Annotated in this window: 24 protein-coding genes; 2 read left to right on the forward strand and 22 right to left on the reverse strand. The window is 60.0% G+C overall.

The genetic code is table 11. The annotated features are described in order from the left end of the window. Positions 1 to 4: 4 nt before the first annotated feature. The 6 genes from DTF_RS24860 to DTF_RS0120435 all read right to left on the reverse strand — a co-directional run bounded on the left by DTF_RS24860 (position 5) and on the right by DTF_RS0120435 (position 4610). Positions 5 to 748: a class II glutamine amidotransferase gene (locus DTF_RS24860; RefSeq protein ID WP_051361522.1), complete on the reverse strand. Its 744-nt coding sequence runs from the start codon at positions 746 to 748 to the stop codon at positions 5 to 7. Next, positions 749 to 1279 carry a spore maturation protein gene (locus DTF_RS0120415; protein WP_027716821.1) on the reverse strand — a complete coding sequence of 177 codons (531 nt, stop codon included), beginning with the start codon at positions 1277 to 1279 and terminating at the stop codon, positions 749 to 751. It abuts the gene before it with no gap. Continuing rightward, complete coding sequence (locus DTF_RS0120420) at positions 1276 to 1851, reverse strand: nucleoside recognition domain-containing protein (RefSeq protein WP_027716822.1); 576 nt, start codon at positions 1849 to 1851, stop codon at positions 1276 to 1278. Before DTF_RS0120420 ends, DTF_RS0120415 begins: the two co-directional genes overlap by 4 nt. Next, positions 1848 to 2711 (reverse strand): LD-carboxypeptidase, encoded by an 864-nt coding sequence (locus DTF_RS0120425; protein WP_035058416.1) that lies wholly within the window; start codon positions 2709 to 2711, stop codon positions 1848 to 1850. The genes DTF_RS0120420 and DTF_RS0120425 overlap by 4 nt, the downstream gene beginning before the upstream one ends. Before the next feature lie 83 nt (positions 2712 to 2794). Next, on the reverse strand, positions 2795 to 3622 hold the full coding sequence (locus tag DTF_RS24865) for an N-acetylmuramoyl-L-alanine amidase-like domain-containing protein (RefSeq protein WP_081703123.1): 828 nt from the start codon (positions 3620 to 3622) through the stop codon (positions 2795 to 2797). A gap of 490 nt (positions 3623 to 4112) precedes the next feature. Then, on the reverse strand, positions 4113 to 4610 hold the full coding sequence (locus DTF_RS0120435) for a DUF6010 family protein (RefSeq protein ID WP_027716824.1): 498 nt from the start codon (positions 4608 to 4610) through the stop codon (positions 4113 to 4115). Positions 4611 to 4803: 193 nt separating this feature from the next. On the opposite strand from DTF_RS0120435, the gene DTF_RS0120440 reads away from it, so the two are divergent. After that, positions 4804 to 6204 (forward strand): selenium-binding protein SBP56-related protein, encoded by a 1401-nt coding sequence (locus DTF_RS0120440; protein WP_027716825.1) that lies wholly within the window; start codon positions 4804 to 4806, stop codon positions 6202 to 6204. After that, on the forward strand, positions 6170 to 6829 hold the full coding sequence (locus DTF_RS0120445; RefSeq protein WP_051361523.1) for a hypothetical protein: 660 nt from the start codon (positions 6170 to 6172) through the stop codon (positions 6827 to 6829). Before DTF_RS0120440 ends, DTF_RS0120445 begins: the two co-directional genes overlap by 35 nt. 457 nt (positions 6830 to 7286) lie before the next feature. Here DTF_RS0120445 and DTF_RS0120450 read toward each other — a convergent pair whose 3' ends face one another. The 16 genes from DTF_RS0120450 to DTF_RS0120525 form a co-directional block, all read right to left on the reverse strand. Further along, the gene (locus DTF_RS0120450) at positions 7287 to 7922 is read right to left on the reverse strand and encodes a flavodoxin family protein (RefSeq protein WP_027716827.1); all 636 of its coding nucleotides are present in this window, start codon (positions 7920 to 7922) and stop codon (positions 7287 to 7289) included. Between the two features lie 82 nt (positions 7923 to 8004). Beyond that, on the reverse strand, positions 8005 to 9240 hold the full coding sequence (locus tag DTF_RS0120455) for an LL-diaminopimelate aminotransferase (protein WP_027716828.1): 1236 nt from the start codon (positions 9238 to 9240) through the stop codon (positions 8005 to 8007). A gap of 362 nt (positions 9241 to 9602) precedes the next feature. Continuing rightward, on the reverse strand, positions 9603 to 10406 hold the full coding sequence (dapB, locus tag DTF_RS0120460) for a 4-hydroxy-tetrahydrodipicolinate reductase (protein WP_027716829.1): 804 nt from the start codon (positions 10404 to 10406) through the stop codon (positions 9603 to 9605). Between the two features lie 55 nt (positions 10407 to 10461). Continuing rightward, the gene (gene dapA, locus DTF_RS0120465; RefSeq protein WP_027716830.1) at positions 10462 to 11337 is read right to left on the reverse strand and encodes a 4-hydroxy-tetrahydrodipicolinate synthase; all 876 of its coding nucleotides are present in this window, start codon (positions 11335 to 11337) and stop codon (positions 10462 to 10464) included. 142 nt (positions 11338 to 11479) lie between these two features. Next, the gene (locus tag DTF_RS0120470; protein WP_027716831.1) at positions 11480 to 12241 is read right to left on the reverse strand and encodes a hypothetical protein; all 762 of its coding nucleotides are present in this window, start codon (positions 12239 to 12241) and stop codon (positions 11480 to 11482) included. Between the two features lie 31 nt (positions 12242 to 12272). Then, positions 12273 to 13661 (reverse strand): argininosuccinate lyase, encoded by a 1389-nt coding sequence (gene argH, locus DTF_RS0120475; protein ID WP_155890893.1) that lies wholly within the window; start codon positions 13659 to 13661, stop codon positions 12273 to 12275. Further along, positions 13655 to 14815: a hypothetical protein gene (locus DTF_RS0120480; protein WP_027716833.1), complete on the reverse strand. Its 1161-nt coding sequence runs from the start codon at positions 14813 to 14815 to the stop codon at positions 13655 to 13657. Before DTF_RS0120480 ends, argH begins: the two co-directional genes overlap by 7 nt. Before the next feature lie 6 nt (positions 14816 to 14821). Beyond that, positions 14822 to 15316: an NUDIX domain-containing protein gene (locus DTF_RS0120485; RefSeq protein ID WP_027716834.1), complete on the reverse strand. Its 495-nt coding sequence runs from the start codon at positions 15314 to 15316 to the stop codon at positions 14822 to 14824. Positions 15317 to 15393: 77 nt separating this feature from the next. Continuing rightward, positions 15394 to 16611, reverse strand: a complete 1218-nt coding sequence (locus tag DTF_RS0120490) for an argininosuccinate synthase (protein WP_027716835.1) — start codon at positions 16609 to 16611, stop codon at positions 15394 to 15396. Positions 16612 to 16658: 47 nt separating this feature from the next. Further along, positions 16659 to 17291: an RDD family protein gene (locus DTF_RS27490; protein ID WP_081703124.1), complete on the reverse strand. Its 633-nt coding sequence runs from the start codon at positions 17289 to 17291 to the stop codon at positions 16659 to 16661. A 111-nt stretch (positions 17292 to 17402) separates the two neighbouring features. Further along, on the reverse strand, positions 17403 to 18311 hold the full coding sequence (gene argF, locus DTF_RS0120500) for an ornithine carbamoyltransferase (protein ID WP_027716836.1): 909 nt from the start codon (positions 18309 to 18311) through the stop codon (positions 17403 to 17405). Positions 18312 to 18405: 94 nt separating this feature from the next. Further along, positions 18406 to 19599, reverse strand: coding sequence for an acetylornithine transaminase (locus tag DTF_RS0120505; protein WP_027716837.1), 1194 nt, complete (start codon positions 19597 to 19599; stop codon positions 18406 to 18408). A gap of 31 nt (positions 19600 to 19630) precedes the next feature. After that, positions 19631 to 20515 (reverse strand): acetylglutamate kinase, encoded by an 885-nt coding sequence (argB, locus tag DTF_RS0120510; protein WP_027716838.1) that lies wholly within the window; start codon positions 20513 to 20515, stop codon positions 19631 to 19633. Positions 20516 to 20627: 112 nt separating this feature from the next. Continuing rightward, positions 20628 to 21977, reverse strand: a complete 1350-nt coding sequence (gene hslU / locus DTF_RS0120515; protein WP_027716839.1) for an ATP-dependent protease ATPase subunit HslU — start codon at positions 21975 to 21977, stop codon at positions 20628 to 20630. Then, positions 21974 to 22504, reverse strand: coding sequence for an ATP-dependent protease subunit HslV (hslV, locus tag DTF_RS0120520; RefSeq protein WP_027716840.1), 531 nt, complete (start codon positions 22502 to 22504; stop codon positions 21974 to 21976). Before hslV ends, hslU begins: the two co-directional genes overlap by 4 nt. Positions 22505 to 22656: 152 nt before the next feature. Then, the gene (locus DTF_RS0120525) at positions 22657 to 23781 is read right to left on the reverse strand and encodes a hybrid sensor histidine kinase/response regulator (protein ID WP_304412892.1); all 1125 of its coding nucleotides are present in this window, start codon (positions 23779 to 23781) and stop codon (positions 22657 to 22659) included. Positions 23782 to 23846: the final 65 nt, after the last annotated feature.

The raw sequence follows: 23846 nt of genomic DNA on the forward strand, positions 1-23846 counted from the left end.
GGAGTCACTCCGCGGCCCGACAGCTTAGGAAATCCGGGGAAACTCCTCTCGGATCGATCGCCAAAAATTCCTCCTGCGTCATCATGTCCCACCGCATGGATTCATCCAGGGGCTCGGAGGAAACGAACCAGGAGTTTTTCGAGAACGCTTTGTACAGAGAGTAGTAGTCCGGCTCCTTGGCGTAATCGCGATAGGCGAACAGTTTCAGGCCATCGCTGAACAGGCAGTTGAGGGCCGAATAGGTGTGTTTCCGCTTGATGGTCGCGACCGAATCGAGAAAAGCCCGGCCCAGATCACGACAGTGGCCGCTCATGACGTGATAAAAGAAGACCTCCGTGTCGCGGGCATCGGCTCCGAGCCCCGGGATGGTGATGGCGGGGAGAAGGTTCTGGTAGTCGTAAACGACGCCGTTGTGAAAAAAGACGGTGTTGTCGCGGTGGAAAGGATGGGCGTGACGGGCGCTGGAGGTGTTCGTCCAGGCCGATTTGCGTAGATGAAGAATCATCATCGGCGAGGTTTCCACTGCGTTTAATGGACCGAAAACCTTGTCGGTTTCTTCGAGAAGATTGACTCCGCTCTTGTGAACGACCAGTTCCCCGTCCCGGTAGAAGGCCAGCCCCCAGCCATCCTCGTGCCCGGGAGGGTCGCCGGCCATGACCGCGCCGCAACGGGCCAGGGCGCAGAAGCGTTCGACGATTTTCCGATGCCTGGAAGTGTCAAAATTGGTGATACCCAGAACCCTGCACATCTAAAAAAAATACCTCGCAACGCAAACGGCCACAACGATGCCGATCAAATCCGCCACCAGACAGACCGGCACCAGATAACGGGTCTTCCTGATATTGACGGCGCCCAGGTAGACGGCCAGCACATAGAAGGTGGTTTCGGCGCTGCCCATGATCACGGCCGACATCCTGGTGGCCATGGAGTCAGTGCCGGAGGTTTGGACGATGTCCGTAAAGAGCGCGGTCGAGGCGCTTCCGGAGAGCGGCTTGAAGATCGACATGGAAACCGCCTCGATCGGGAGATCCAGAAAAGCAAAGACGCCGTAAAAGGCATCTCTGACATAGTCGAACGCACCCGAGGCCTGGAACCCCTTGATGGCCATGAAGATGGTCAAAAGATAGGGGAAGATCTTCAGGATGATGGCCGGCCCCTCCTTGGCTCCCGCAACAAAGGAGTCATAGACCCTGACCTTCTTGAACGTTCCGTACCAGACCGTGAACAGGATGAACAGCGGGATGATGAGCAGCGAGATGGCTTCGACGGCACGGATCATCCGAAGAACCTCCTGAACGCCGCCAGCACCAGCAGCGCCGTCATGGCGGAAACCGCTGTGGCGATCAGCACGGGGAGGACGATCGCGGCCGGATTGCTGTCTCCGAAGGTGGCCAGGATCCCGATCACGGAAAAGGGGATCAGCTGGATGCTGGCGGTGTTGAGGACGATGAAAACCATCATCTCCGGCGTGATGGTCTCCTTGTCCTCATTGAGCGCATCGAGCTCCTGCATGGCCTTGATCCCGAGCGGAGTGGCGGCGTTGCCGAGCCCGAACAGGTTGGCCAGGACATTCAGGGTGATGGCCGTGATGGATGGATGATCGCCGGGGATGTTTTTGAACAGCCGGGAGATGATCGGCTTGAAGAGATGGGCGATGCGGTAGATCAGGCCGGAGTCTTCCAGGATGCGGGTGATCCCCATCCAGATCGAGACGATGCCGAGGAGAAAGAGGGAGACCTCCACCGCCGATTTGGCGCCGTCGAAAATGGACTTAGTGAACGCCTCCAGGTTGCCGGTAAAAATGGCGAAGACGACACTGACGGAGATCATGACCAGCCACAGGACGTTCATCGGCCCCCCCCGGGGAAGGACATTCTTGTGATCGAGAGCTGCTTCCTGTCCGTATTCAGCTCGACCTCGGCTCCGATCGGCAGGGTGATCTTGTCGGCGACGTGGCCGATGTTGGGGCAGTGGACGACCGGGAAGTCCAGTTCCATCTGCGAGGCGAGGATGTCGTAGACCTTCCGGCTTCTGATCCCCCGAAAATCTCCCAGAATGAGCCCCTTGATCCCCTTGAATTTCCCGGCGAGGATCCACTGGGTCAGGTAGCGGTCCACCTGGTGCAGCTTCTCATCGACATCTTCGAGAAAAAGGATCGAACCGTCCGTGTCGATTTCCCAGTCCGTATCGATCAGGGCGGTCAGGGTGATGAGATTGCCCCCCTTCAGGGTCCCGGCGGCGGCCCCGGGACGGTAGACCTTGATCCGGGCTCCCTTGAGCAGGTTCTTCTCCGGATAACCGCCCAAGGCGTTCGCCAGCGACTTGAGCGTGAAGGCCGTCGGCGTGCCCAGGTTGATCACCATGGGGGCATGCAGGGTCGCCAGCCCCGTGCGCTCGAAGATCGGATTGAGCAGTGCGCAGAGGTCGCTGAAGCCGGCGATGATCTTGGGATGTTTCCCGATGTGCTCGAAGTCGAGGAAGGGGAGCGCTTTCATCGCGCTGTATCCCCCGCGCAGGGCCAGGATCATATCGACTCCGGGATTTTCAAACGCCCCGTGGAGCTGCTGCGCCTTCTCGCGCGGAGAAGGGAGCGCCGTCGGGAATTCCGGATTCAGGACGTTGAAACCCAGCTTCGAGAGCTGGCGGATCCCGCCGGTAAAATCACTCTTTTTTTCGATCAGATAACTTGGCGTTACGATGAAGACGTTCAAGGGAATAATCTCCGAAATGTCTAGAATTCCACCCCGGTTGACCGCCGGGGGGGGGAGAAACTGAAAGAACCGTCTTCCTCAGCCTAAAGAGGCCGGTAGACGACCAGCCCTTTCTTTCCTCCCAGATACGAAGCGAGTTCTTCGTCTGTCACTTTTTTCAGGCGGGAGGAGGCGTGACGGAGAAAGACCTTTCCCTGCCTTTTGACCACGATGCCGCAATGGGACACGTCCAGCCCCGGCAGAGGGGTGTAGATGCCGACGTAGTCCCCGCTCCTCAACCGGGCAAGCACGGACTCGTCGACCGCTTCGGGAGGGATGAAAGCAACCTGCCGCTTCCTTACCGGATACCCGGGCAGGTAAAGCGTGCCCTCCTCCTTTCCGTTCAATTGTTTCTCCCCGCGGCGAACGTCCTCCTCTCCTACCAGGGCGGTCGCTTCGCGCAGATGGCCGGAACCCGCCTCTCCCCATTCGGAGAAGAAATGGTTCCTGATGAAAAAATCGACCCGTTCTTCGCGGTATCGGACGCGACGCAGAGCCTCTTTGAATCTCTCGAAATCGGAAGCCCTTCGGAGCGCTTCCACATAGTCGAGGAGGGTGAAGCAGTCGACCCCGTCCAGGCGGAGAACAAACACCTCGGCTGTCTCGGCGCTGCCGATCAGGGTGCCGGCCAGATAGGGTGTTTCCAGAAAGGCCGCGGAAATGAACTCGACCTTGTCGCCCGGCTTCGGGATGCGTCCGGCATCGGCCAGCAGGCGGTCGATTTTTTCCCGGCTCCAGCCGCCCAGGTCGACGACTTCCTCCCCAAAAGCCGGGAGGGGAAGCAAAAACGTTGGGAGGACAAGGAGAAAGACCAACCCCATGACCAGGCAGCGGGTGGCGCCAAACTTCATTTTTGCAAAGATCCAGGTCAAAAAATGTTTCCTCTCTCGCGGCGGACTTCTGCCCGATGCCCCCCAAACCTGGAGGCCTTGGAGCGCGAAGCTCAGGCGGGGATATTCTCAGACAGGATAATATGTGAACCGCGGGCAGATTTCCAGTCGTTTTTCAGCAGGTTCCATCACGCAAGGACGCATAAAAAAGGGGAAAGGCTACTTTGCTGACGCATAAAAGAGCATAAAAGCGGGAGTCGTCAGCACCGAACGAAGGGCTCTGCGGCAATGGCTGGCTGAGTTGCCTGGCCTCTGGATGGGTGCAATGGAAGCAAAGATATTCACCGGTACCTGGCTCCGGTCGCCCGCCTTACCTGAGGCAGTCGTCCGGGGACCTGGATCTGCCGGGGGAGCGGGGATATTACTCAACCGCCCTTCTCTGCACGGCGGGGGTGTTCGGTCTGGGGATCATTCCGGAGGGGCGATGAGGGTAGTCAGGGTGATTGCCTCGATTCTGCCGTAAAAGGAGTTTTCACCTATGGGGGCGAGCTGCCGCTATCCCGCGCCAGGCTGCTAGCCAGTCATTGCGCCGAGTGTAAAAATACGCCGCCATGAGAAAGTCGTATGCGGCGCAAAAGAATCCGTAAGCCAGTGGCACGGATGTGGTCCGCCCAGAGCCCAATAGAGAGCCGGCATGGGCGTTGAACTCGTGGACCCCGTCCCAGAGGCCATGCAGCAGGTATCCGATGATGAGAGCAGAAGGGACTCGAATTCCCACCAGGCCGAAAACAGCAAACACTGCCACTGCGGTCGCCTCTAACTGCCACGCACCCTTATCTCCGAAGTGAGCCGTGAAGGCCAGGTAAAAGCCCGCGATGGGGATAATGAACAATCCGAAAAATATCTGCTCTGCCTTCGCGCTGAAAATTGACTTCGATATGTACACCGTTCCAGCGGCCGACATGAACCCGATACAGAGGTAGAGAACCACGATCACAATGAGTCCGATTGCGCTCGACGTGGGTTCCATCTTTGTTCTCCTGATTGGCAAAGGGTCCACCATTCTCCTATCCCCTCCATTGTACCTTTCGCTCCTGCCTTCTGCAGAAAGGTGAAGGGGCGTATTGAAAAGCCGCGCCGTTGTGATTTAGTGGCTCTAAGAGGATTTTACGTTTTCTGCTTACGCCATTGCGGAAACACACCAGAGAAACGGAGGTATCATCATGGCTCTTTGGAAACCCGATCCATCTTTTTACCCCTCGCCGAGAATGGCCATGCAGGGCCCACCCGAACGGCATGCGTACGTCGTGGCTCTCAACGTGGGGCGCAACGAGCGCCCCGATGTCCTCAACGTTGTCGATCTGGATCCCCATTCCCCCACCTACAGCCAGACCGTCAACACCCTGGAGATGCCCTATGCAGGAGACGAGTTCCATCACTTCGGCTGGAACGCCTGCAGTTCGGCCCTATGTCCCTACGCGCCGCATCCCCATCTCGAGCGGCGCTACCTGATCGTGCCGGGGATGCGCAGCTCCCGGATCTACATCATCGACACCAAACCCGATCCCGTCCGCCCCAAGATCGTCAAGATCATCGAGCCCGAGGAGATCTTTTCCAAAACGGGCTACAGCCGCCCTCATACCGTCCACTGCGGTCCGGACGCCATCTATATCAGCGCCTTGGGCTCGGGGCCTGACGGCAGTGGTCCAGGAGGGATTTTCATGCTGGACCACTTCAACTTCAACGTCATAGGCCCGTGGGAACTTCATCGCGGCGATCAGAGTCTGGCCTACGACTTCTGGTGGCACCTGGCGGACGACATCATGATGACCAGTGAGTGGGGCAAGCCCGCTCAGTTCGAGAACGGCCTGGTACCGGAAGACCTGCTGGCCAACCGGTATGGTCACCGGGTGCACTTCTGGGACCTGCGCAAACGCAGGCTCGCGCAGACCCTCGATTTCGGCGCCGAGCACCAGATGGTCTTGGAGCTGCGCCCGGCCCATGAACCGAACAAGACCTACGGCTTTGTCTGCGTAGTGATCAGCACCGCCGACCTGTCCGCTTCGATCTGGACCTGGTACAAGGAAAACGGAAGTTGGGCAGCCAAAAAAACGATCACCATTCCGGCGGTTCCGGCCGAGGAAAAGGACCTGCCCCCGGCCCTCAAGCCCTTCAAGGCGATCCCTCCGCTGGTGACCGACATCGATCTGTCTCTGGATGACAAGTTTCTCTACGTCTCCTGCTGGGGAACCGGGGAGCTGCACCAGTACGATGTATCCGACCCCTTTGCTCCGAAACTGGCCGGAAAGGTCGCCATCGGCGGGATCGTCGCCAGGAAAGGACATCCCAAATGGCAGGGAGAGCTGGCGGGCGGTCCTCAGATGGTGGAACTGAGCCGCGACGGGCGGCGGATCTATTTCACCAGTTCCCTCTACAGCACCTGGGACGATCAATTTTACCCGGACCGGAAGCTGGAGGGATGGATGGTCAAGGTCAACGCCAAACCGGCGGGCGGGATCGAAATGGACCCGGATTTCTTCGTTCACTTCGGTGAAACCCGATCCCACCAGATTCGTCTCGAGGGCGGCGATGCTTCCACAGACACTTTCTGCTATCCCTCTTGAGGAGTTAGGCCCGTGGCTGGCGATGATCGGTTTCGGCGCCTACCACGGGATCAATCCGGGAATGGGGTGGCTCTTCGCCCTCTCCCTGGGCCTGCAGCAGAATAGCGAGCGGGCGCTGCGGATGGCGTTGCTGCCCATAGCGGCCGGCCATGCCTCATCCGTGGCGATATTCGCCCTGCTGGTCTATGCCGGCGCCCACGTCATTCCGGTTCGGCCGCTGCAGATTCTCACCGCGGCGCTGCTCATCGCCTTCGGGATTTTCAAGCTGTTCAACTACTACCGCCACCCCCGCTGGGTCGGCATGAAGGTCAGCCTGGGCGATCTGTTCGGATGGTCCTTCCTGATGGCAACGGCCCACGGGGCGGGGCTGATGGTCGCGCCCGCCATGGTCGGCATGACGCACGGCCACGGGGGGCATGAGATGCCCATGCAGCCTGGAATGAACCTGTTTTTCGCCGTCATCCTGCACACCCTGGTCATGCTGACCGTCATGGGCCTGGTCGCCTGGATTTTTTACAGGAAATTCTCTCTGGCAGTCCTGAGGAGAAACTGGATCAACTTCGACCTGATCTGGGCGGTTGCTTTGCTGGTGGTGGGAGGGATTGCACTGTTTATCGCATTATGAGACGTTTATTTGATTGTTTTCTCACAGATCCCCCTTTTTGGCCGGGGAATTTGTATGTGAAAAAGAGGATCCCCGCAAAGCCCCCTTCCAGGATTTATCCCCAGCTCGCGGCAGCCGGTTCATTGGCCTCTTCAATCGGTAATATCTGCTTGAAGTGGCGGACGGTTCGTGAGGTTCCGAAACGAGCGGTACAAAAGGGGAGAGGCTGCTATTGCTGTAAAGCAGCCTCTCCCCCTTTTTGACGCCAGTTTTGCCATAGGCCCATTTTGGGCCTAAAAAATCGAGCTATAGGGAGGTTTTGGTAGAAAATTTGGCCACGTTTTTTAACGGTTTCAGCTCGTTGGCTTGGTCCGACCCCACGGCTATTATCCCCGCTGCAACGGCAGCCAGATCGCGCACAGTACGCTCCCTATCCAGTCGGGATCGTCCATCTTCTTTGAGAGAGATAAGGTAGAGGTCAGCGGATGAAGTGCATGTAAGCCTTCTGTTCCTGCATCGGCGGCGTCACAGCCCCCCTGCCGTGCTCCACCAGCTTCAGCAGCCACGCCATGTTCCTCCCCAGGACCCGCATGATCTGCGCCCCTTCCTCATCCTGGAGCACCTCCCCCGGCATCCGGCCGTGGATCACGTTCCAGTAGTTGGAGGTGGGGATCAGCATCTCGGAGTACATCAGGAAGTTGTTCAGCTGCTCGAAGGCGGGGATGCCGCCGGAGCGGCGCACGGCCACCACCGAGGCTCCCACCTTATGGCGGAATAGTCCGCCGTTCTTGCCGGCCACGTAGAACGCCCGGTCGAGGAACGACTTCATCGCCCCCGACATGGCGGCGTAGTGGACCGGCGAGCCGAGGAGGATTCCGTCCGCCCCCTTCATCCGCTGGATCCACTCGTTCACCTCGTCGCCGGGAAGGACGCACTTCTCGTCGAGGTTCTTTCCGCACATGCCGCACGCGATGCACCCCCGGATCGCCTTGTCCCCCACCGTGACGATCTCCGTCGCGATCCCCGCCGCCTCCAGCTCTGCCGTGACCATCCTGAGGGCGTGCCAGGTGTTTCCTTCCCTGTTGGGACTGCCGTTGAATGCCACCACCTTCATATCCGTTTTCCTCCGTGCGTTGGTTCGAAAGGCAAGAAGGGCGGCCTGGTCGGCCGCCCTTCGCGATTCTGATCAGGGAGATTTATTTCCCCCACTTCTCCCGGATGCGGCGCACCGCCTCCTCGACGTTCTCCCGTTCGCCGAAGGCGCTGAGTCGGAAGTACCCTTCGCCGCTGGGGCCGAAGCCGCTGCCGGGGGTGCCGACCACGTTGCACTCCTGCAGGAGCTTGTCGAAGAAATCCCAGCTGCTCATCCCCTCGGGGGTCTCCAGCCAGATGTAGGGGGCGTTGACGCCGCCGTAGCATTTAATGCCGGCCGCGGTCAGCCCTTCGCGGATGATGCGGGCATTCTGCATGTAGTAGTCGATGACCTCGCGGACCTGCTCCCACCCCTCGTCGGAGTAAACGGCCTGGGCGGCCTTCTGCACCGGGTAGGAGACGCCGTTGAACTTGGTGCTCTGGCGGCGGTTCCACAGCTTGTTGAGAGCAACGGTCTCCCCCTTGGCGGTTTTGGCGGTCACTCCCTCGGGGACGACGGTGAGGGCGCAGCGCACGCCGGTGAAGCCGGCGGTCTTGGAGAAGGAGCGGAACTCGACGGCGCACTTCTCGGCCCCCTCGATCTCGTAGATGGAGTGGGGGATGGATGGATCGGTGATGAACGCCTCGTAGGCGGCGTCGAAGAAGATAACCGCGTCGTTCTTCAGGGCGTAGTCGACCCACTGCTTCAGCTCATCCCGAGTGGCGACGGCGCCGGTGGGGTTGTTGGGGTAGCACAGGTAGATGATATCCACCTTCTCCGCGGGAGGGGCGGGGGTGAAGTTGTTCTCCGCGGTGCAGGGCATGTAGACGATCCCCTCGTAGTACCCCTTGTCGTTGGCCTCGCCGGTGCGGCCGACCATGACGTTGGTGTCGTTGTAGACGGGGTAGACCGGATCGCAAATGGCGACCTTGTTGGAGAGGTCGAATATGTCCAGGATGTTGGCGCAGTCGCACTTGGAACCATCGGAGATGAAGATCTCGGAGGTCTTCAGCTCCACGCCCAGCGGCTTGTAGGACTTCTCGATGATGGTGTCGATCAGCCAGTCGTACCCCTGCTCCGGGCCGTAGCCGTGAAAGTTCTCGGTGCCGCCGAGGTCGTCCACCGCGGCGTGAAAAGCCTTGAGGACCGCCGGAACCAGCGGCCGGGTGACGTCCCCGATGCCGAGGCGGATGACCCGCGCGGCTGGGTTGGCGCTGGTGAATTCCCGGACCCGGCGCCCGATCTCGGGGAAGAGGTAGCCGGCCTTGAGTTTGAGATAGTTGTCGTTGATGCGTGCCATGCAAAAGCTCCTTCCTATGTTGATTCTCGAATGATTGAAAGTTCCATCTGCGGCAATCGAAGGACCAACGGACCGGCAGATTTAAGATTTTAAACTCAACAACCCGTCCGCAGAGAGGTTGAGAGCTCGACGACTGTTCAAGGCTGCTGATCGTTCGCGCAAGGGGAGTCGCCACGGAGCACGGCAGGTCAATCCTGTACCCTACTGAAACAGAAGAGCAATCTCCGGGGCAGAAATGCCGTCCGCAGGACAACGCCCTTTTCTTGCCGACTTCTTTTGGGCGAGCAAAAGAAGTCGGGCGGGGTGCGGGGCGCAGCGCCCGCGATGAACGAGCCCAAACTTGTCGGGCTTGCCCCTGCGGTCTACTTCAGCCCCAGCACATCCTGCATGTCATACAGCCCCGCCCCCTTGTCGCCGGTCCAGGCGGCGGCGCGGGCGGCGCCTCGGGCGAACATGTCGCGGCTCATGGCCCGGTGGGTGATCTCGATGCGCTCGCCCATGCCGATGAAGTAGACGGTGTGCTCGCCGACGATGTCGCCGCCGCGGACGGTCTGCATGCCGATCTCCTCGTGAGTACGCTCACCGCACATCCCCTCGCGGTGGAAGTTGGCCACCTTGTCGTAGTCGCGGCCCAGCTCTTCGGCGACGATCTGCCCCATGCGCACGGCGGTGCCGGAAGGGGAGTCCTTCTTCTTGTTGTGGTGCAGCTCCACGATCTCAACGTCGAAGCCGTCACCGAGAATCCGGGCCGCCTCCTTGAGGAGCTTGAAGCAGGCGTTGACCCCGACGCTCATGTTGGGAGCCATCACCACCGGAACGGCCGCGGCGTGGCGCTTCATCTGCTCGCGCTGCTCGGAGGTGAACCCTGTGGAGCCGGTCACCAGCTTCTTTCCGAGTCGGGCGCAGACTTCGGCGTTATGGAGCGTGACTTCGGGAAAGGTGAAGTCGATGAGGACGTCGGCGTCGGCGAGGGCGCCATCGAGGGAATCGAGGATGGGGACCCCCAGCGGGCCGCAGCCTGCGACTGAGCCGGCGTCCTGCCCGATCAGGGGATGACCTGCGCGCTCGACGGCGCCGGTGAGTTCGACCCCCTCGGTCTCCTTGACGGCGGTGATGATCCGCCCGCCCATCCGGCCGGCGGCGCCGGTAACGGCAATTTTGATCATGTTTTTTCCTTCATAGGTCTTAGCGGTCCCATAGGTCCTATGAGACCCATGTTTTCTAAATCAGCTCGTACTTTTTCATCATCGCATTGAGCGTCTCCAGGCTCCCCGACGAGAGTGGAGCCAAGGGGAGGCGTACGCCGGCTTCGCACTTGCCCATGAGGGAGAGGGCGGCCTTGACCGGAACCGGATTCGACTCGATGAACATGGTGTTGTGGAACTCGAGGAGGCGAAGGTGCATCCGGCGGGCTTCCTCCCACCGTCCTTCGTCGATCGCCCGGACCATCGCCTTGACTTCCCCGGGAATGGCGTTGGCGGAAACGGAAATGATCCCCTTGGCGCCGATAGCCATCAGCGGCAGGGTGAGAAAGTCATCGCCGGAGAGGACGTCGATTTTGTCACCGGCGGCTGCGAGGATCTCGCCTGCCTGTGTGACGTTGCCCGAGGCTTCCTTGATGGCGACGATGTTGGAGAATTCGGCCAGACGGATGGTGGTGGCCGCCGTCATGTTCATTCCCGTGCGGCTCGGAACGTTGTACAGCACCTGGGGAATGGCGACAGCTTCGGCGATCGCCTTGTAATGCAGGTAGATTCCCTCCTGTGAGGGCTTGTTATAGTAGGGCGAGACCAGCAGCACGCCGTCGGCCCCCATCTCCTTGGCATGGCGGGAGAGCTCGATGGCCTCGGCCGTGGAATTGGAGCCGGTGCCTGCGATGACCGGAACGCGTTTTTTCACCTGGTCGATGCAGGTCTGAATGACCCGGTCGTGCTCCTTGTAATCGAGGGTGGCCGACTCTCCAGTTGTCCCGCAGGGGACGAGGACGTCGGTGCCGTTCTCGATCTGAAATTCGATGAGTTCGCGGTACTTCTCCTCGTCGAAACGACCCTCCCTGTCAAAGGGGGTGACGATGGCGACCATGGATCCCTTGAACATGATTTCTCCTCCGGAATGGTTTGAAAATTGATCCAGTTTCTTGCGGGCGCATACCCGCTATAAATGTCACGAATGTGCTGAAAATATCTGAATCGTAAGGGAGTATTGGTAACATACCCGCCGGTGAATGTCAAAGAGGCTTCTAAAGACCCTCCCGGGGAACGGCTTCCGCGATATTGGAAAGGAGGCTCTCAACGGGATGGTCCATGATGCTCACAACTGTGCGTACGGCATAGACATAAGTCGTACCGTTCTGCACGTCGAAATCCTCGAAGGCGTTATTCATCAGCGGTTCGCGGTTCAGCGGACGAGGGGGGAACGCCTCGCCGGGCGTGCGGCGGTAAAGATTATAGCCGAGCAATCCCGCTCCCTGACGATCTTCCACCGCCGGTTCCCAGGCGAGGCGCACCAGCCGGTCGTGGGCTGTGGCAGCGAGTCGGTCGGGGGGGAAAGGGGGGATCAGCATGGGGCGCCGCACCTGAGCCGGGTCTCCCTCGCGATTGCGTCGATTGTAGGGAACGACGGTGTATTTGTAGCCGAAATCGGGCTTAAGTTCGGTGTCCCAGAAGTAGAGACGGTCGCCGCGCCGGATCACCTCCCGCAGAAAGTCAAGATCAATTTCCTCGAGCAGTACGGAGGTATCCCGGCACTCGGGGCAATCCTCGGCCAGATCGTACCTCATCCTCAATACCTTGAAACCCTTCAGGTCGGTCAGAGGGGTGCCGTTCTGGTTCACCTTTGGAATATCCCAGGCGAGGACGAAGCGCGTCCCCATCTGCCGCAGGGCGAGTTCCTTGGGGGCGGCGGGAAGAGGCTGCTTGAGAGGCTGCACCGGGCCCTTCTTGCCGCACCCGGCAAGGAGGACGAGAAGGACTGCGAGGATCGTCAGGAGGGGTCTGAGCACAATGAGTCTCCAATCTATGACGCCGTTTTTCTTATTTGCTTTTTTGCCGCTCCGCCCTCGCTCGGGCGATCTCCCGCTCGACCGCCTCGCGGGCGGTGCCGCCGGTGGCGCGGCGGGCATTGACGGAGGCTTCCAGGGTGACGAAGTCGTAGATGTCCTCCTCAATGGCGTCGGAGAACTGTCGGAATTCCTCCAGGGACAGCGCGGGGATGTCCTTCCCGCTTTCGATGCAGTAGCGCACGGTTTTGCCGACGATTTCATGGGCGTTGCGGAAGGGAATCCCCTTGCGCACGACGTAGTCGGCCACATCGGTGGCGGTTGAGAAGCCCCGGGCGGCGGCTATCCGCATATTTTCGGCCTTCACCTTCATCTCGGCGATCATGTCGGCAAAGATCTTCAGACTCCCCTTGACCGTGTCGATGGTGTCGAAAAGGGGCTCCTTGTCCTCCTGCATGTCCTTGTTGTAGGCCAGGGGGAGCGATTTCATCAGGGTGAGCAGGCAGATCAGATTTCCGTAGACCCGGCCGGTCTTTCCGCGGACCAGTTCGGGAACGTCGGGGTTCTTCTTCTGCGGCATGATGGAGGAGCCGGTGCAGAAGGCGTCGGTGAGCTCGATGAAGTCGAAATCGGCGCTGGACCACAGAATCAGTTCCTCGGAGAGGCGCGAGAGGTGCATCATCAGGATGGAGGCGGCGGCGCAGAACTCGATGGCGAAGTCGCGGTCGGAGACGCTGTCGAGACTGTTGCGGGTGACCCCGTCGAAGCCGAGCTGCTCGGCGACGAACTCCCGGTCGATGGGGAAGGTGGTTCCGGCCAGGGCTCCGGCCCCCAGAGGGAGGAAATTGAGCCGCCCGAGGACATCCCGGAGGCGGCCGGCGTCCCTGCGCGCCATCTCGTAATAGGCAAGCATATGATGGGCGAAGAGGATCGGTTGCGCGGTCTGCAGGTGGGTATAGCCCGGCATGATCACCGCCAGGTTCATCTCGGCCTGGTTGAGCAGGGATTCCTGCAGGGCGTCGAGATAGCCGAGAATCTCCTTGAGCTCGTCGCGCAGGTAAAGCCGGACGTCCACGGCGACCTGATCGTTGCGCGAGCGCGCGGTATGCAGCTTTCCGCCTACCGGGCCGATGCGCTCGATGAGGCGCGCCTCGATGTTCATGTGGATATCTTCGAGGCTGACCTTGAACTCGAAGCGGCCCGCCTCGATGTCGCACAGGATCGCCTCCAGTCCTCCGATGATCTGCTCGGCGTCTTCGGCGGCGATGATTTTCTGTTTCGCAAGCATCCGGGCATGGGCTATGGACCCCTGGATGTCATAGCGGTACATCCGCTGGTCGAAGGCGATGGAGGCGGTGAATTCCTCGACGAACTTGTCGGTGGGCTGGGTGAAGCGGCCAGCCCAGGGTTTGTCGCTCATGATTCGGTTTCTCCTGTATCCGTGTAGTGGTATTCCTCATCCTCGATGCGGATCCAGCGGTTCCCGGCCGGACGGAAGATGCCGTGGATCTTCAGCGGCACCCGGGTGGTGCGGGGATCGAGTTCGTGGAAAAGAGGCAGGTTGAAATAGTAGAGCCGGGTCTTTGGGCCGAAGCGCAGGCGACACACCGGCAGGCCGTCGAAATCGTCGCTGCTGAACTCGGGGTATTGGAAGGGACCTATCTTGTGGCTCTCGTGAATGATCACCGAGGAGTAGCCGAAGGTGCAGGTGTCGGCGCCGGGGAGCCCGCTGGTGCGGTCCGAGGAGTTGCAGAAGACAGTGATCGTATCCCGCACGCCGGGGGTGTAGGCCAGGTACTCGCCATAGAAGCCGTTGATGACGTCGCGGAAGGCCTTGTGCTCCGGCTTGGGGTTGCATTCCAGGACGATCAGCAGGTCGAGGCGCTGGCGCGTTTCGTAAAAAAGTTCGTTGGCCTTTTCGATGACCACGCTGATGTTCGACTGGTAGAGATCGCGATAGACGTAGTCGAGGCAGATCACCGACATGAAGTTGAAGCAGGTCGGATGACAGCGGAAGAGGGGAAAGATCTTCCCCCTGTAGAGGTCGTGGACCGAATCGATGGCCTCTTCTCCCACGAAGGGATGGCTCTTGGCCTGGAGAAAGACCCTGAGCTTGCCGTTTGCCTCCTTGACCGCGGTAACGCTCCAGTTGACCGCCAATTCATCGATGTCGCCGGCATCCAGGTCTTCCTGTGCTGAGGCCAGAGCCTCCTCGTTGTCGGACCGGTAGAGCTTGAGAAAATCGAGATATTCGCTGAGACGGATGTGTTCGACGCCGAAGGTGGTGATGGTGTTGGGCCGGAAATGTCGATCGATGAACGTCAGCGCCTTGTCCACCGAGCGGGCCGGCATGGCCGATTCGGGGAGAAGCAGGAAGTGACATTTTTTCAGGTTGCCGGGACCTTCGGCCACCAGTTCGAGAATCGTGCGGATCTGATTCCATTTGCTCTCGGGGTCGGCCAGGCGGCAGGCGAAATCCTCCATGGCCAGATGGTTGGGAATCTGGGCGATCAGACAGTGCTGGTGATGTCCCCGGGGGAACTCGATGGAGAGATCTTTTTCGACGATGCGGATCATGTCTGCTCAGGGTCCGGGCGGTTTGAAGCCGCCAGGGATCTCGCTTTCGGCGGTGCGCTCCGGCGGAGCGCCGTTGCCCCAGCCCAGCTCGGGAAAGACCTTGGAGAGGATGTGGCGGGTGCCGGCCGGAATGTCGAAATCCGGCAGCCGTTCCTTGGGCACCCAGCTCGCCTCGGTGCACTCCTGGCCGTTGGGGGTCAAGTCAAAAGTCAGAGGGGTGGTCCGATAGTAGAGGATGACGAAATGATCACTCCTCTTCCCGACTTCAAGGTGCTCGAACACGTCGATGAGTCCCTCGACATGGATCTCGATACCCACCTCCTCCTTGACCTCGCGGTGGAGAGCCGCAAGGATCGGCTCCCCCAGGTCGATCTTCCCCCCCGGCATCACCCACTGGTCGCAGAACGGATGTATGCAGCGTCGAGTCAGAAGGACCCGCTCTTCGGCATCGATGACGCAGGCGACCACCGAGGTCTTTATATGCTGTTTGGTGTAGTCCATTCGGAAACCGTAAAGCGTGAGGGGTGAGGAGTCAAAGCAAAGCAGAGTTAATCCCCTCACTCCCCTCCCCTGACCCCTCACTTGTTCTTAAGCATCATGCTGCGGATGCGCAGGCGCAGGGCATTGAGCTTGATGAAACCTTCGGCGTCGGCCTGGTTGTAGACCTGGTCGGCTTCAAAGGTGGCGAACTCGACGTTGAACAGGGAATCGGTATCAGATTTGCGTCCGACGGTGCGGCAGTGCCCCTTGTAGAGCTTGACCCGGGCCATCCCGTTGACGGTCTTCTGAGTTTCATCGATGAGGGCCTGCAAGGCGAGGCGCTCGGGAGCGAACCAGTAGCCGTTATAGATCATCTCGGCGTAGCGGGAGACCAGGGAGTCGCGCAGGTGCATGACTTCGCGGTCCATGGTGATCGACTCGACCGCCCGGTGCGCTTCCTCGAGGATGGTGCCGCCGGGGGTCTCATAAACGCCGCGGCTCTTCATCCCGACGTATCGGTTCTCCAGCAGGTCGACCCGTCCGATGCCGTGTTTACCGCCGAACGCATTGAGTCTGGCCAGCAGGGCCGCCGGGGCAAGTCGCTCGCCGTTGACGGCCACCGGATCTCCGCCCCTGAATTCGATTTCCACGTATTCGGGCTGGTCGGGAGCGTCCTCGGGGCGGACGGTCAGGGCGTACATCTCTTCCGGAGCTTCGGCCCAGGGATCTTCGAGAATCGCCCCTTCGAAGGAGATGTGCAGCAGGTTGCGGTCCGAGCTCCAGGGGAACTTCTTGCTGGTCGGCACCGGGATATCATGCTGACGGGCGTACTCCTCCAACGCCGTGCGGCTGTTGAGATCCCACTCCCGCCAGGGGGCGATGACATGGATGCTCGGGTCGAAATGGTAGTAGCCGAGTTCGAAACGGACCTGGTCGTTACCCTTGCCGGTGGCGCCGTGGGAGACGGCGTCGGCCCCTTCGGCCTCGGCGATCTCCATCTGCTTCTTGGCGATGAGCGGCCGGGCGATGGAGGTGCCCAGGAAATAGCGTCCCTCGTAGATGGCGTTGGCGCGGAACATGGGGAAGACGAAATCGCGGACGAATTCCTCACGCAGATCCTCGATGTAGCACTTGCTGGCGCCGGTCTTCCGGGCTTTCTCCGGGATGAAGTCGAGTTCTTCCCCCTGACCGAGATCGGCGGAAAAGGCGATGACTTCACACCCGTATTCCTCCACCAGCCACTTGAGGATGATGGAGGTGTCGAGTCCGCCGGAGTAGGCGAGAACGGCTTTTTTGACGGTACCTTTACGCGACATTTCAATGTTCTCCTTATCAAGGATACAGGGTCAAGGAAACCTTGAGCCTAGAGTTTTATGACATACGTGTCGGCTATCTTGTCGTGCAGCCCCTGTTTCTGAAGGTCGAAGGCTACCATGAGATAGCCGATGCCGAGAAGGATTACCGAGACGAATTTTCCGAGGACCTCCCGCAGGGCGGCCTTGCCGTACCCGATTTCCATGCCGTTGGTGCGGATTACCTTGATCCGAAGGGCCATCTTTCCGGGAGTCTGGCCGCAATAACCGGTAAAGAAGACGTAGTACGCCACAGTCAGCACCGTGCCGAAAAGCCAGATGACAATGGAGATCATGCTTTGTCCCGACCCGTTCAGGCCGCCGTCGAAACGGGCGGTCGCCAGTCCCAGCAACAGACCGAGCGTGACCTCGACCGCCGTGACCAGCACCCAGTCTACAATAGCGGCAATCATCCTGATCCAGAACCCGGCCTTCGGGAGCGTCGTCGGCGAGGGGTGCGGAACTTCTTCCGCCTCCGACTGCAGTTCCGGTTCAGCTGGCCCGAATACCGGAGCTGCTACCATCCCGCGGGGCAGAGGAAAGCTCTTCCGGCATCGTGGGCAGCTCGCCCGGGTTGCCCGAGAGGGAATCCGGTCAGAATCGACATCCCGGAAAAAACCGCAATGGGGGCAGGTGATGGTCATAAGTGCCTGGCTATAAGCTGTAAGCTATAAGCTGTAAGCTGTAAGCTGTAAGCTGTAAGCTGTAAGCTGTAAGGCGGCATTTTACTTACAGCTCGGAGCTTGCAGCTGGTTTCAACCCATTAATGTCGCCAAGATCGCCTTCTGCACGTGCAGCCGGTTTTCCGCTTCGTCGAAGACCACCGAGTGGGGGCTTTCGATGACTTCGTCGGCGATCTCCTCCCCCCGGTGGGCGGGGAGGCAGTGCAGCACGATGCAGGCGGAATCGGCCACTCGGAGGGTGTCGCCGTTGATCTGGAAGCCCACAAAGGCCTTTTCACGTTCTTTCTGCTCGGCTTCCATCCCCATGCTGGCCCATACGTCGGTGTTGAGGACGTGGGCTCCGCGCGCAGCTTCAAGCGGGTCGGCGGTGTAGGTGATTTTCGCTCCTGCCTGCCGGGCGCGCTCGACCACCTCCGGGTTCGGGGCGTATCCCCCGGGGGTGGCGACCTTCAGTTCGAAGCCGAAGACGGCGGCGGCATTGATCCAGCTGTTGGCCATGTTGTTGCCGTCGCCGATCCAACAGTAGGTCAGGTTGCGGTAATCGCTCTTGTGCTCGATGACGGTGAACAGATCCGCCATGACCTGACAAGGGTGAAAGAGGTCTGTGAGGCCGTTGATCACCGGGATTCCGGACCAGTGTGCCAGCTCCTCCACACCTTCCTGGGAGTAGGTGCGGATCATGATTCCGTCGACGTACCGGGACATGACCCGGCCGGTGTCTTTGATCGGCTCCCCCCGGCCGATCTGGGTGGTCCCCGATGAAAGGAAGAGGGCATGCCCCCCCAAATGGTACATCCCGACTTCGAAGGAGACACGGGTGCGGGTCGAACTCTTCTCGAAGATCATCCCGAGGGTCTTGCCCCGCAGGAGAGGATGGGGCTCTCCCCGTTTCTGCCTGGACTTGAGGTCGCGGGTCAGATCGAAAATCGCCTCGAGGTCGTCACGGCTCCAGTCGGAGAGGGAGAGAAAGTCTTTTTTCACAAACAAATCTCCTGAAGTCGAATTGTGTCCTTTGTCATTTGTCCTTGGTCATTGGTTCTAAACAAATGACAAAGGACGAATGACCAATGACAGATTATATTTCAGCCAAGATGCCGTCGAGGATACCGATCATCTCGTCTATTTCCGCGCGGGTTACCGTGAGCGGCGGCACGAAGCGAAGCACGGTGTCGTGGGTGACGTTGAGGAGGACGCCGCGCTCATGTCCCTTTTTGACGATGTCGCCGGCGGGAACGGAGAGCCCCATGCCGACCATCAGCCCGATGCCGCGCACCCCGGTGACGAAAGAATAACGACTCTTCAGCTTCTCCAGTTCACCGGTCAGGTAGGCGCCCATGGCGACGGCGTTCTCCAGCAACCCCTCCTCCAGGATGACGTTCACCGCCGCCAGCGCCGCGGAGGCCATCAACGGATTGCCGCCGAAGGTGGAGCCGTGGGTGCCGGGGGTGAAGGCGGCCGCGTATTCCTCCTTCGCCAGCATGGCGCCGATGGGGGCGCCGCCGGCCAGTGCCTTGGCCAGGGTCATGATATCGGGAGCGACGCCGAAATGCTCGTGGGCGAAGAGTCTGCCGGTCCGTCCGAGGCCGGTCTGCACCTCGTCGAGGATCAGCAGCAGGTCGTGCCGGTCGCAGATTTCGCGTACCTGCCGTAGATAGTCGGCATCCGGAACGTTGACACCGCCTTCTCCCTGGATCGGCTCGAGCATGACGGCGCAGGTATTGGCGCTGACCGCTGCCGCGATGGCCTGCGTGTCGTTGAAGGGAACGTGCTTGAAGCCGTGCAGCAGCGGGTCGAAGAAACGCTGCACCTTCTCCTGTCCGGTGGCCGAGACGGTGGCCATGGTGCGGCCGTGGAACGACTCGGCGGCGGTGATGATCTCGTAGCGCTCGGGGCCGAACTTTTCCCGGCTGTACTTGCGGGCGAGTTTGATCGCCGCCTCGTTGGCCTCGGCCCCGCTGTTGCAGAAAAACGCCCGGTCGGCAAAACTGCGGTCGCAGAGAAGCTCGGCGAGTTCGATCTGCTGAGGGATGTGATAGTAGTTGGAGCAGTGGATAAGCCTAGCCGCCTGCTCCTGTATGGCCTTGACCACCTTCGGGTGGCAGTGCCCCAGATTGTTGACCGCTACTCCGGCAAGAAAGTCGAGATAGCGCCTGCCGTCGGCGTCCCAGAGCACCGACCCCTCGCCCCGCACCGGAACGATCGGGTAGCGCCCGTAGGTCTTCATGATGACCTTCTCGGCCCGGTCAATCCACTGCTGTGAGTCTTTCATAAGTTATCCCTGATAGAATTATTCAGCCCCCTCAGAACCGCGCAATTGCCGTTCCGATCCCCTTGTCCGTAAAGATCTCCAGCAGACAGGCATGCTCCATGCGGCCGTCGATGATATGGGTCTTGGTGACTCCCTCCCCGATGGCGTCGACGCAGCAGTTGACCTTGGGGATCATGCCGCCGGAGATGGTGCCGTCGTTGATCAGGTCCGGCACCCGGGACACGTCGATGGTGGAGATCAGGCGCCCATCCTTGTCCTTCACCCCTTCGACATCGGTGAGGAGGATGAGTTTTTCCGCCCGTAGCGCTCCGGCCACCCTTCCGGCGACAAGGTCGGCGTTGATGTTGTAGGTTTCGCCTGCCAGGCCGACGCCTATGGGGGCGATGACCGGAATAAAGTTGCTCTTTTCCAGTGCGTCGATAATGGCCGGATGCACCGACTCGACCTCGCCGACCATGCCCACGTCGATGATCTCCGGAGTGAGGGTATCCGGATTGACCGCCTTCATCTCCAGCTTGCGGGCCAGGATGAGACCTCCGTCCTTGCCGGAGAGGCCGACCGCCCTGCCGCCGTGGCGATTGATGTTGCCGACGATCTCCTTGTTGACCTTGCCGCCGAGCACCATCTCCACCACGTCCATCGTTTCGGAATCGGTGACCCGCATCCCCTGGACGAAGCGCGACTCCCTGCCCATCTCTTTGAGGACCCTGCCGATCTGCGGTCCGCCGCCGTGCACCACCACAGGGTTGAGCCCGATGTACTTCATCAGGATGATGTCCCTGGCGAACCCTTCCTTGAGCCGCTCCTCGACCATGGCGTTGCCGCCGTACTTGATGACGATGGTCTTGTCGGCGAAGCGCTTGATGTACGGCAGCGCCTCCATCAGCACCTTGGCCTTGTTGATCAGTTCCTGCATATCAAAATCCCGTGATTCGTGATCAGTGATCGGTGATTGGCTTGAAAACCGTGATCAGTGATCGGTGATTTGTTAAGCGGGATTTTACCTCGCGGATCACCGGTCACCGCCTTTAAAGTATGTACCGCGAAAGATCCTCATCCTGAACGATCTCGGCCAGGCGGTCGCGCACGTAGGCGGCGTCTATATCGATCCTCTTCTCCCGCCGCTCGGGCGCTTCGAAGGAGAGGTCTTCCAGAAGCTTTTCCATGATCGTGTGCAGGCGCCGGGCGCCGATATTCTCGGTGCGCTCGTTGACCAGGGCGGCGGTGCGGGCGATCTCGTGGATGGCGTCTTCCTTGAAGTCCAGCTCGATCTCCTCCGTGGCCATCAGGGCCGTATATTGGCGGATCAGCGCATTCTTCGGCTCGGTCAGGATGCGGACGAACTCCTCTTCCCCCAGGTTCTCCAGCTCGACCCGGATCGGGAAGCGGCCCTGCAGCTCCGGGATCAGATCGCTCGGCTTGGCGACATGAAACGCCCCGGCGGCGACGAAGAGGATGTGGTCGGTCTTGACCGGACCGTATTTGGTGTTCACCGTGCTCCCTTCGACGATGGGAAGGATGTCCCGCTGAACCCCCTCTCGGGAGACCTCGGGCCCGTGTCCCCCCTCGCGGCTGGCGATCTTGTCGATCTCGTCGATGAAGATGATGCCGCTGTCCTCGGTGCGCTCCTTGGCCAGGGTATGCACCTTGTCCATGTCCACCAGCTTCTCGGCCTCGGAGTCGATGAGAAGCTCCCTGGCCTCGGACACCTTCATCCGGCGGCGCTTGGTCTTCTTGGGGAAGAGATTGCCGAACATCTCCTTGAAGTTGATCCCCATCTCCTCGCTCCCCTGGGGAGTGAAGACCTCCATCATCGGCATCTTCACTTCCTGGGTTTCCACCTCCACGAAACGATTGTCGAGCTCTCCCATCCGCAGCAGCTTGCGCAGCTTCTCCCTTGTGGCCTCCCGTTTAGCCTCCCGGGTTTCGCCTTCGCCTTCGGTTTCGGCGGAGCCGGTGGCTTCTCCGGGGAAAAGGAGGTCGAGCAGGCGCTCTTCGGCATGGTCCTCGGCCTTGATCCGTACCTTCTGCGCCTCTTCCTCCTTGACCATGATGATGGCCAGTTCCAAGAGGTCGCGAACCATGCTTTCGACGTCGCGGCCGACATAGCCGACCTCGGTGAATTTGCTTGCCTCGACCTTGACGAAGGGAGCCTGGGCGAGCTTGGCGAGGCGCCGAGCGATCTCTGTCTTCCCCACACCGGTGGGGCCGATCATGATGATGTTCTTGGGGGCGATCTCGTCGCGCAGCTCCGGGGGGACCTGCCGGCGGCGCCAGCGGTTGCGCAGGGCCACCGCTACGGCCCGTTTGGCCCCTTTCTGGCCGATGATGTAGCGGTCCAGTTCGGAGACAATCTCTCTGGGAGTAAAATTATTCACGTCAGTTCCTCGACCAGAATCCGGTCATTGGTGTAGATGCAGATTTCGGAGGCGATCTTCATCGACTCTTCGGCGATCTCCCGGGCCGAGAGAGGAGAATGCGCGACCAGGGAGCGGGCCGCGGCCAGGGCGAAAGGGCCTCCCGAACCGATGGAGGCGACCCCGTCGTCGGGTTCGATCACGTCCCCCGCTCCCGACAGCACCAGAGTGGTTTCCTTGTCCGCCACGATCAGCAGGGCTTCGAGTTTGCGCAGGATGCGGTCGGTGCGCCAGTCCTTGGCCAGCGCCACCGCGGACCGCGACAGGTTTCCGCGGAATTCCTGGAGCTTGGCCTCGAATTTTTCGAACAGTGTGAATGCGTCGGCGGTACTCCCGGCAAATCCCGCCAGCACCTTATCGTCATGCATGCGCCGGATCTTGCGCGCCGTGTGTTTCATGACCGTGTTGCCCATGGTCACCTGACCGTCTCCGGCAAGGGCAACGCTGCCGTTCTTTCGCACACAAAGGATGGTGGTTCCCCGAAACATGCGTCTTCCTTCTTCAAGGGTGGACGGAACATCGACAAAGGAAAAAATATACCACAGTGTTCCGGCCAAAAAAAGAATAATGCCGCGAAACCCATATACGCCTGAACAGACGATCCGGGGCTGCGGCGATCATACAGAATGGCGGAGGGGCCCTATTGTCGGGGCAGCACCAGCGTCACGGTCGTCCCCCGGCCTGGCTCGCTCTCCAGGTGAATTCGTCCGCCATGGCTCTGAATGAATTCACGGGTATAGAAAAGTCCCAGGCCGAACCCGCGCACCTGGCCTGTATTGCCGGGATCGATTTGATAGAATTTTTCGAAGATTTTCGGCAGTTCAGCTGGGAGTATCCCTCTTCCCGTGTCCCGGATGATCAGTTGCACGGAATCGGTCGAAACCTCTCCCGAGAGCGAAACGGTGCCTCCTTCGGGAGTGAACTTGACGGCATTGTCCAGCACCGCCTTGAGGGCGAAATCGATCCTTTGTCGATCGAGTTCCATCGAAGGGTACTCCCCTTGCAGGGAACTGGTGACGGTGATTCCCTGTGCGGCGGCGGCGTCTCGCGAGGAGGCCAGAACAGACTCGGCCAGATTCCTGAGATTGATCATACTCAGTTGGGGCGGACCTTCCTGCAGAATGGCCTCGCTGTAATAAAGAAGGTCCTGGATCAGGTATGTCAGGTAGTCGGATTCCTCGAGGATAAGAGAGAGCGTCGACTGAAAGGCCGGATCATCAGGATCCCCGATGCCGCGGGCAAGGTTCTGGATGAACAGGGAGATGGCCGTAACGGGGGTCTTGAGCTTGTGGGAAATAAGGCCGAGAAAGTCGGATTTGAGGCGGTCTGAACGCTTGAGATGAAGCAGTTCCTCCTTGAGGATTTTCTTCTCAAGGACCCTGTCAATGGTCGTTTTCAGCTCCAGGAGGTTGATCGGCTTGCTGATGAAATCGTCGGCATCAGCCTTGAGGGCGCGAAGAATCGTTTCCTTATCGGCGTAGCCGGTCATGATGACCACTGCCTGATTTGGCGATTTTTCCTTGACGGAATGCAGGAGTTCGAGTCCGCTCATGTGGGGCATCATGACGTCGGTGAGGATCACGTCCACGGGGTGCCGGGCGAGAATCGCAAGCGCTTCATCGCCGTCGGCAGCCTGGAAGATCCTGTAGCCTTTCAGGATCCTGGTGCAGAGGTCCCGGATGACGGCTTCGTCGTCGACGACCAGGATGCACCTCTCATCTGTTTCCTGCTGCAGCCTGAGTTCTTCCCCGATTTCCAGTTGCAATATTTCCTCCACCCCGTCCATGGGAAGGGGAGTCGAAGCAATAACGTCAGCACCATATTCAAAAT

The organism is Desulfuromonas sp. TF (genome assembly GCF_000472285.1).
Taxonomy (GTDB): Bacteria; Desulfobacterota; Desulfuromonadia; order Desulfuromonadales; family ATBO01; genus ATBO01.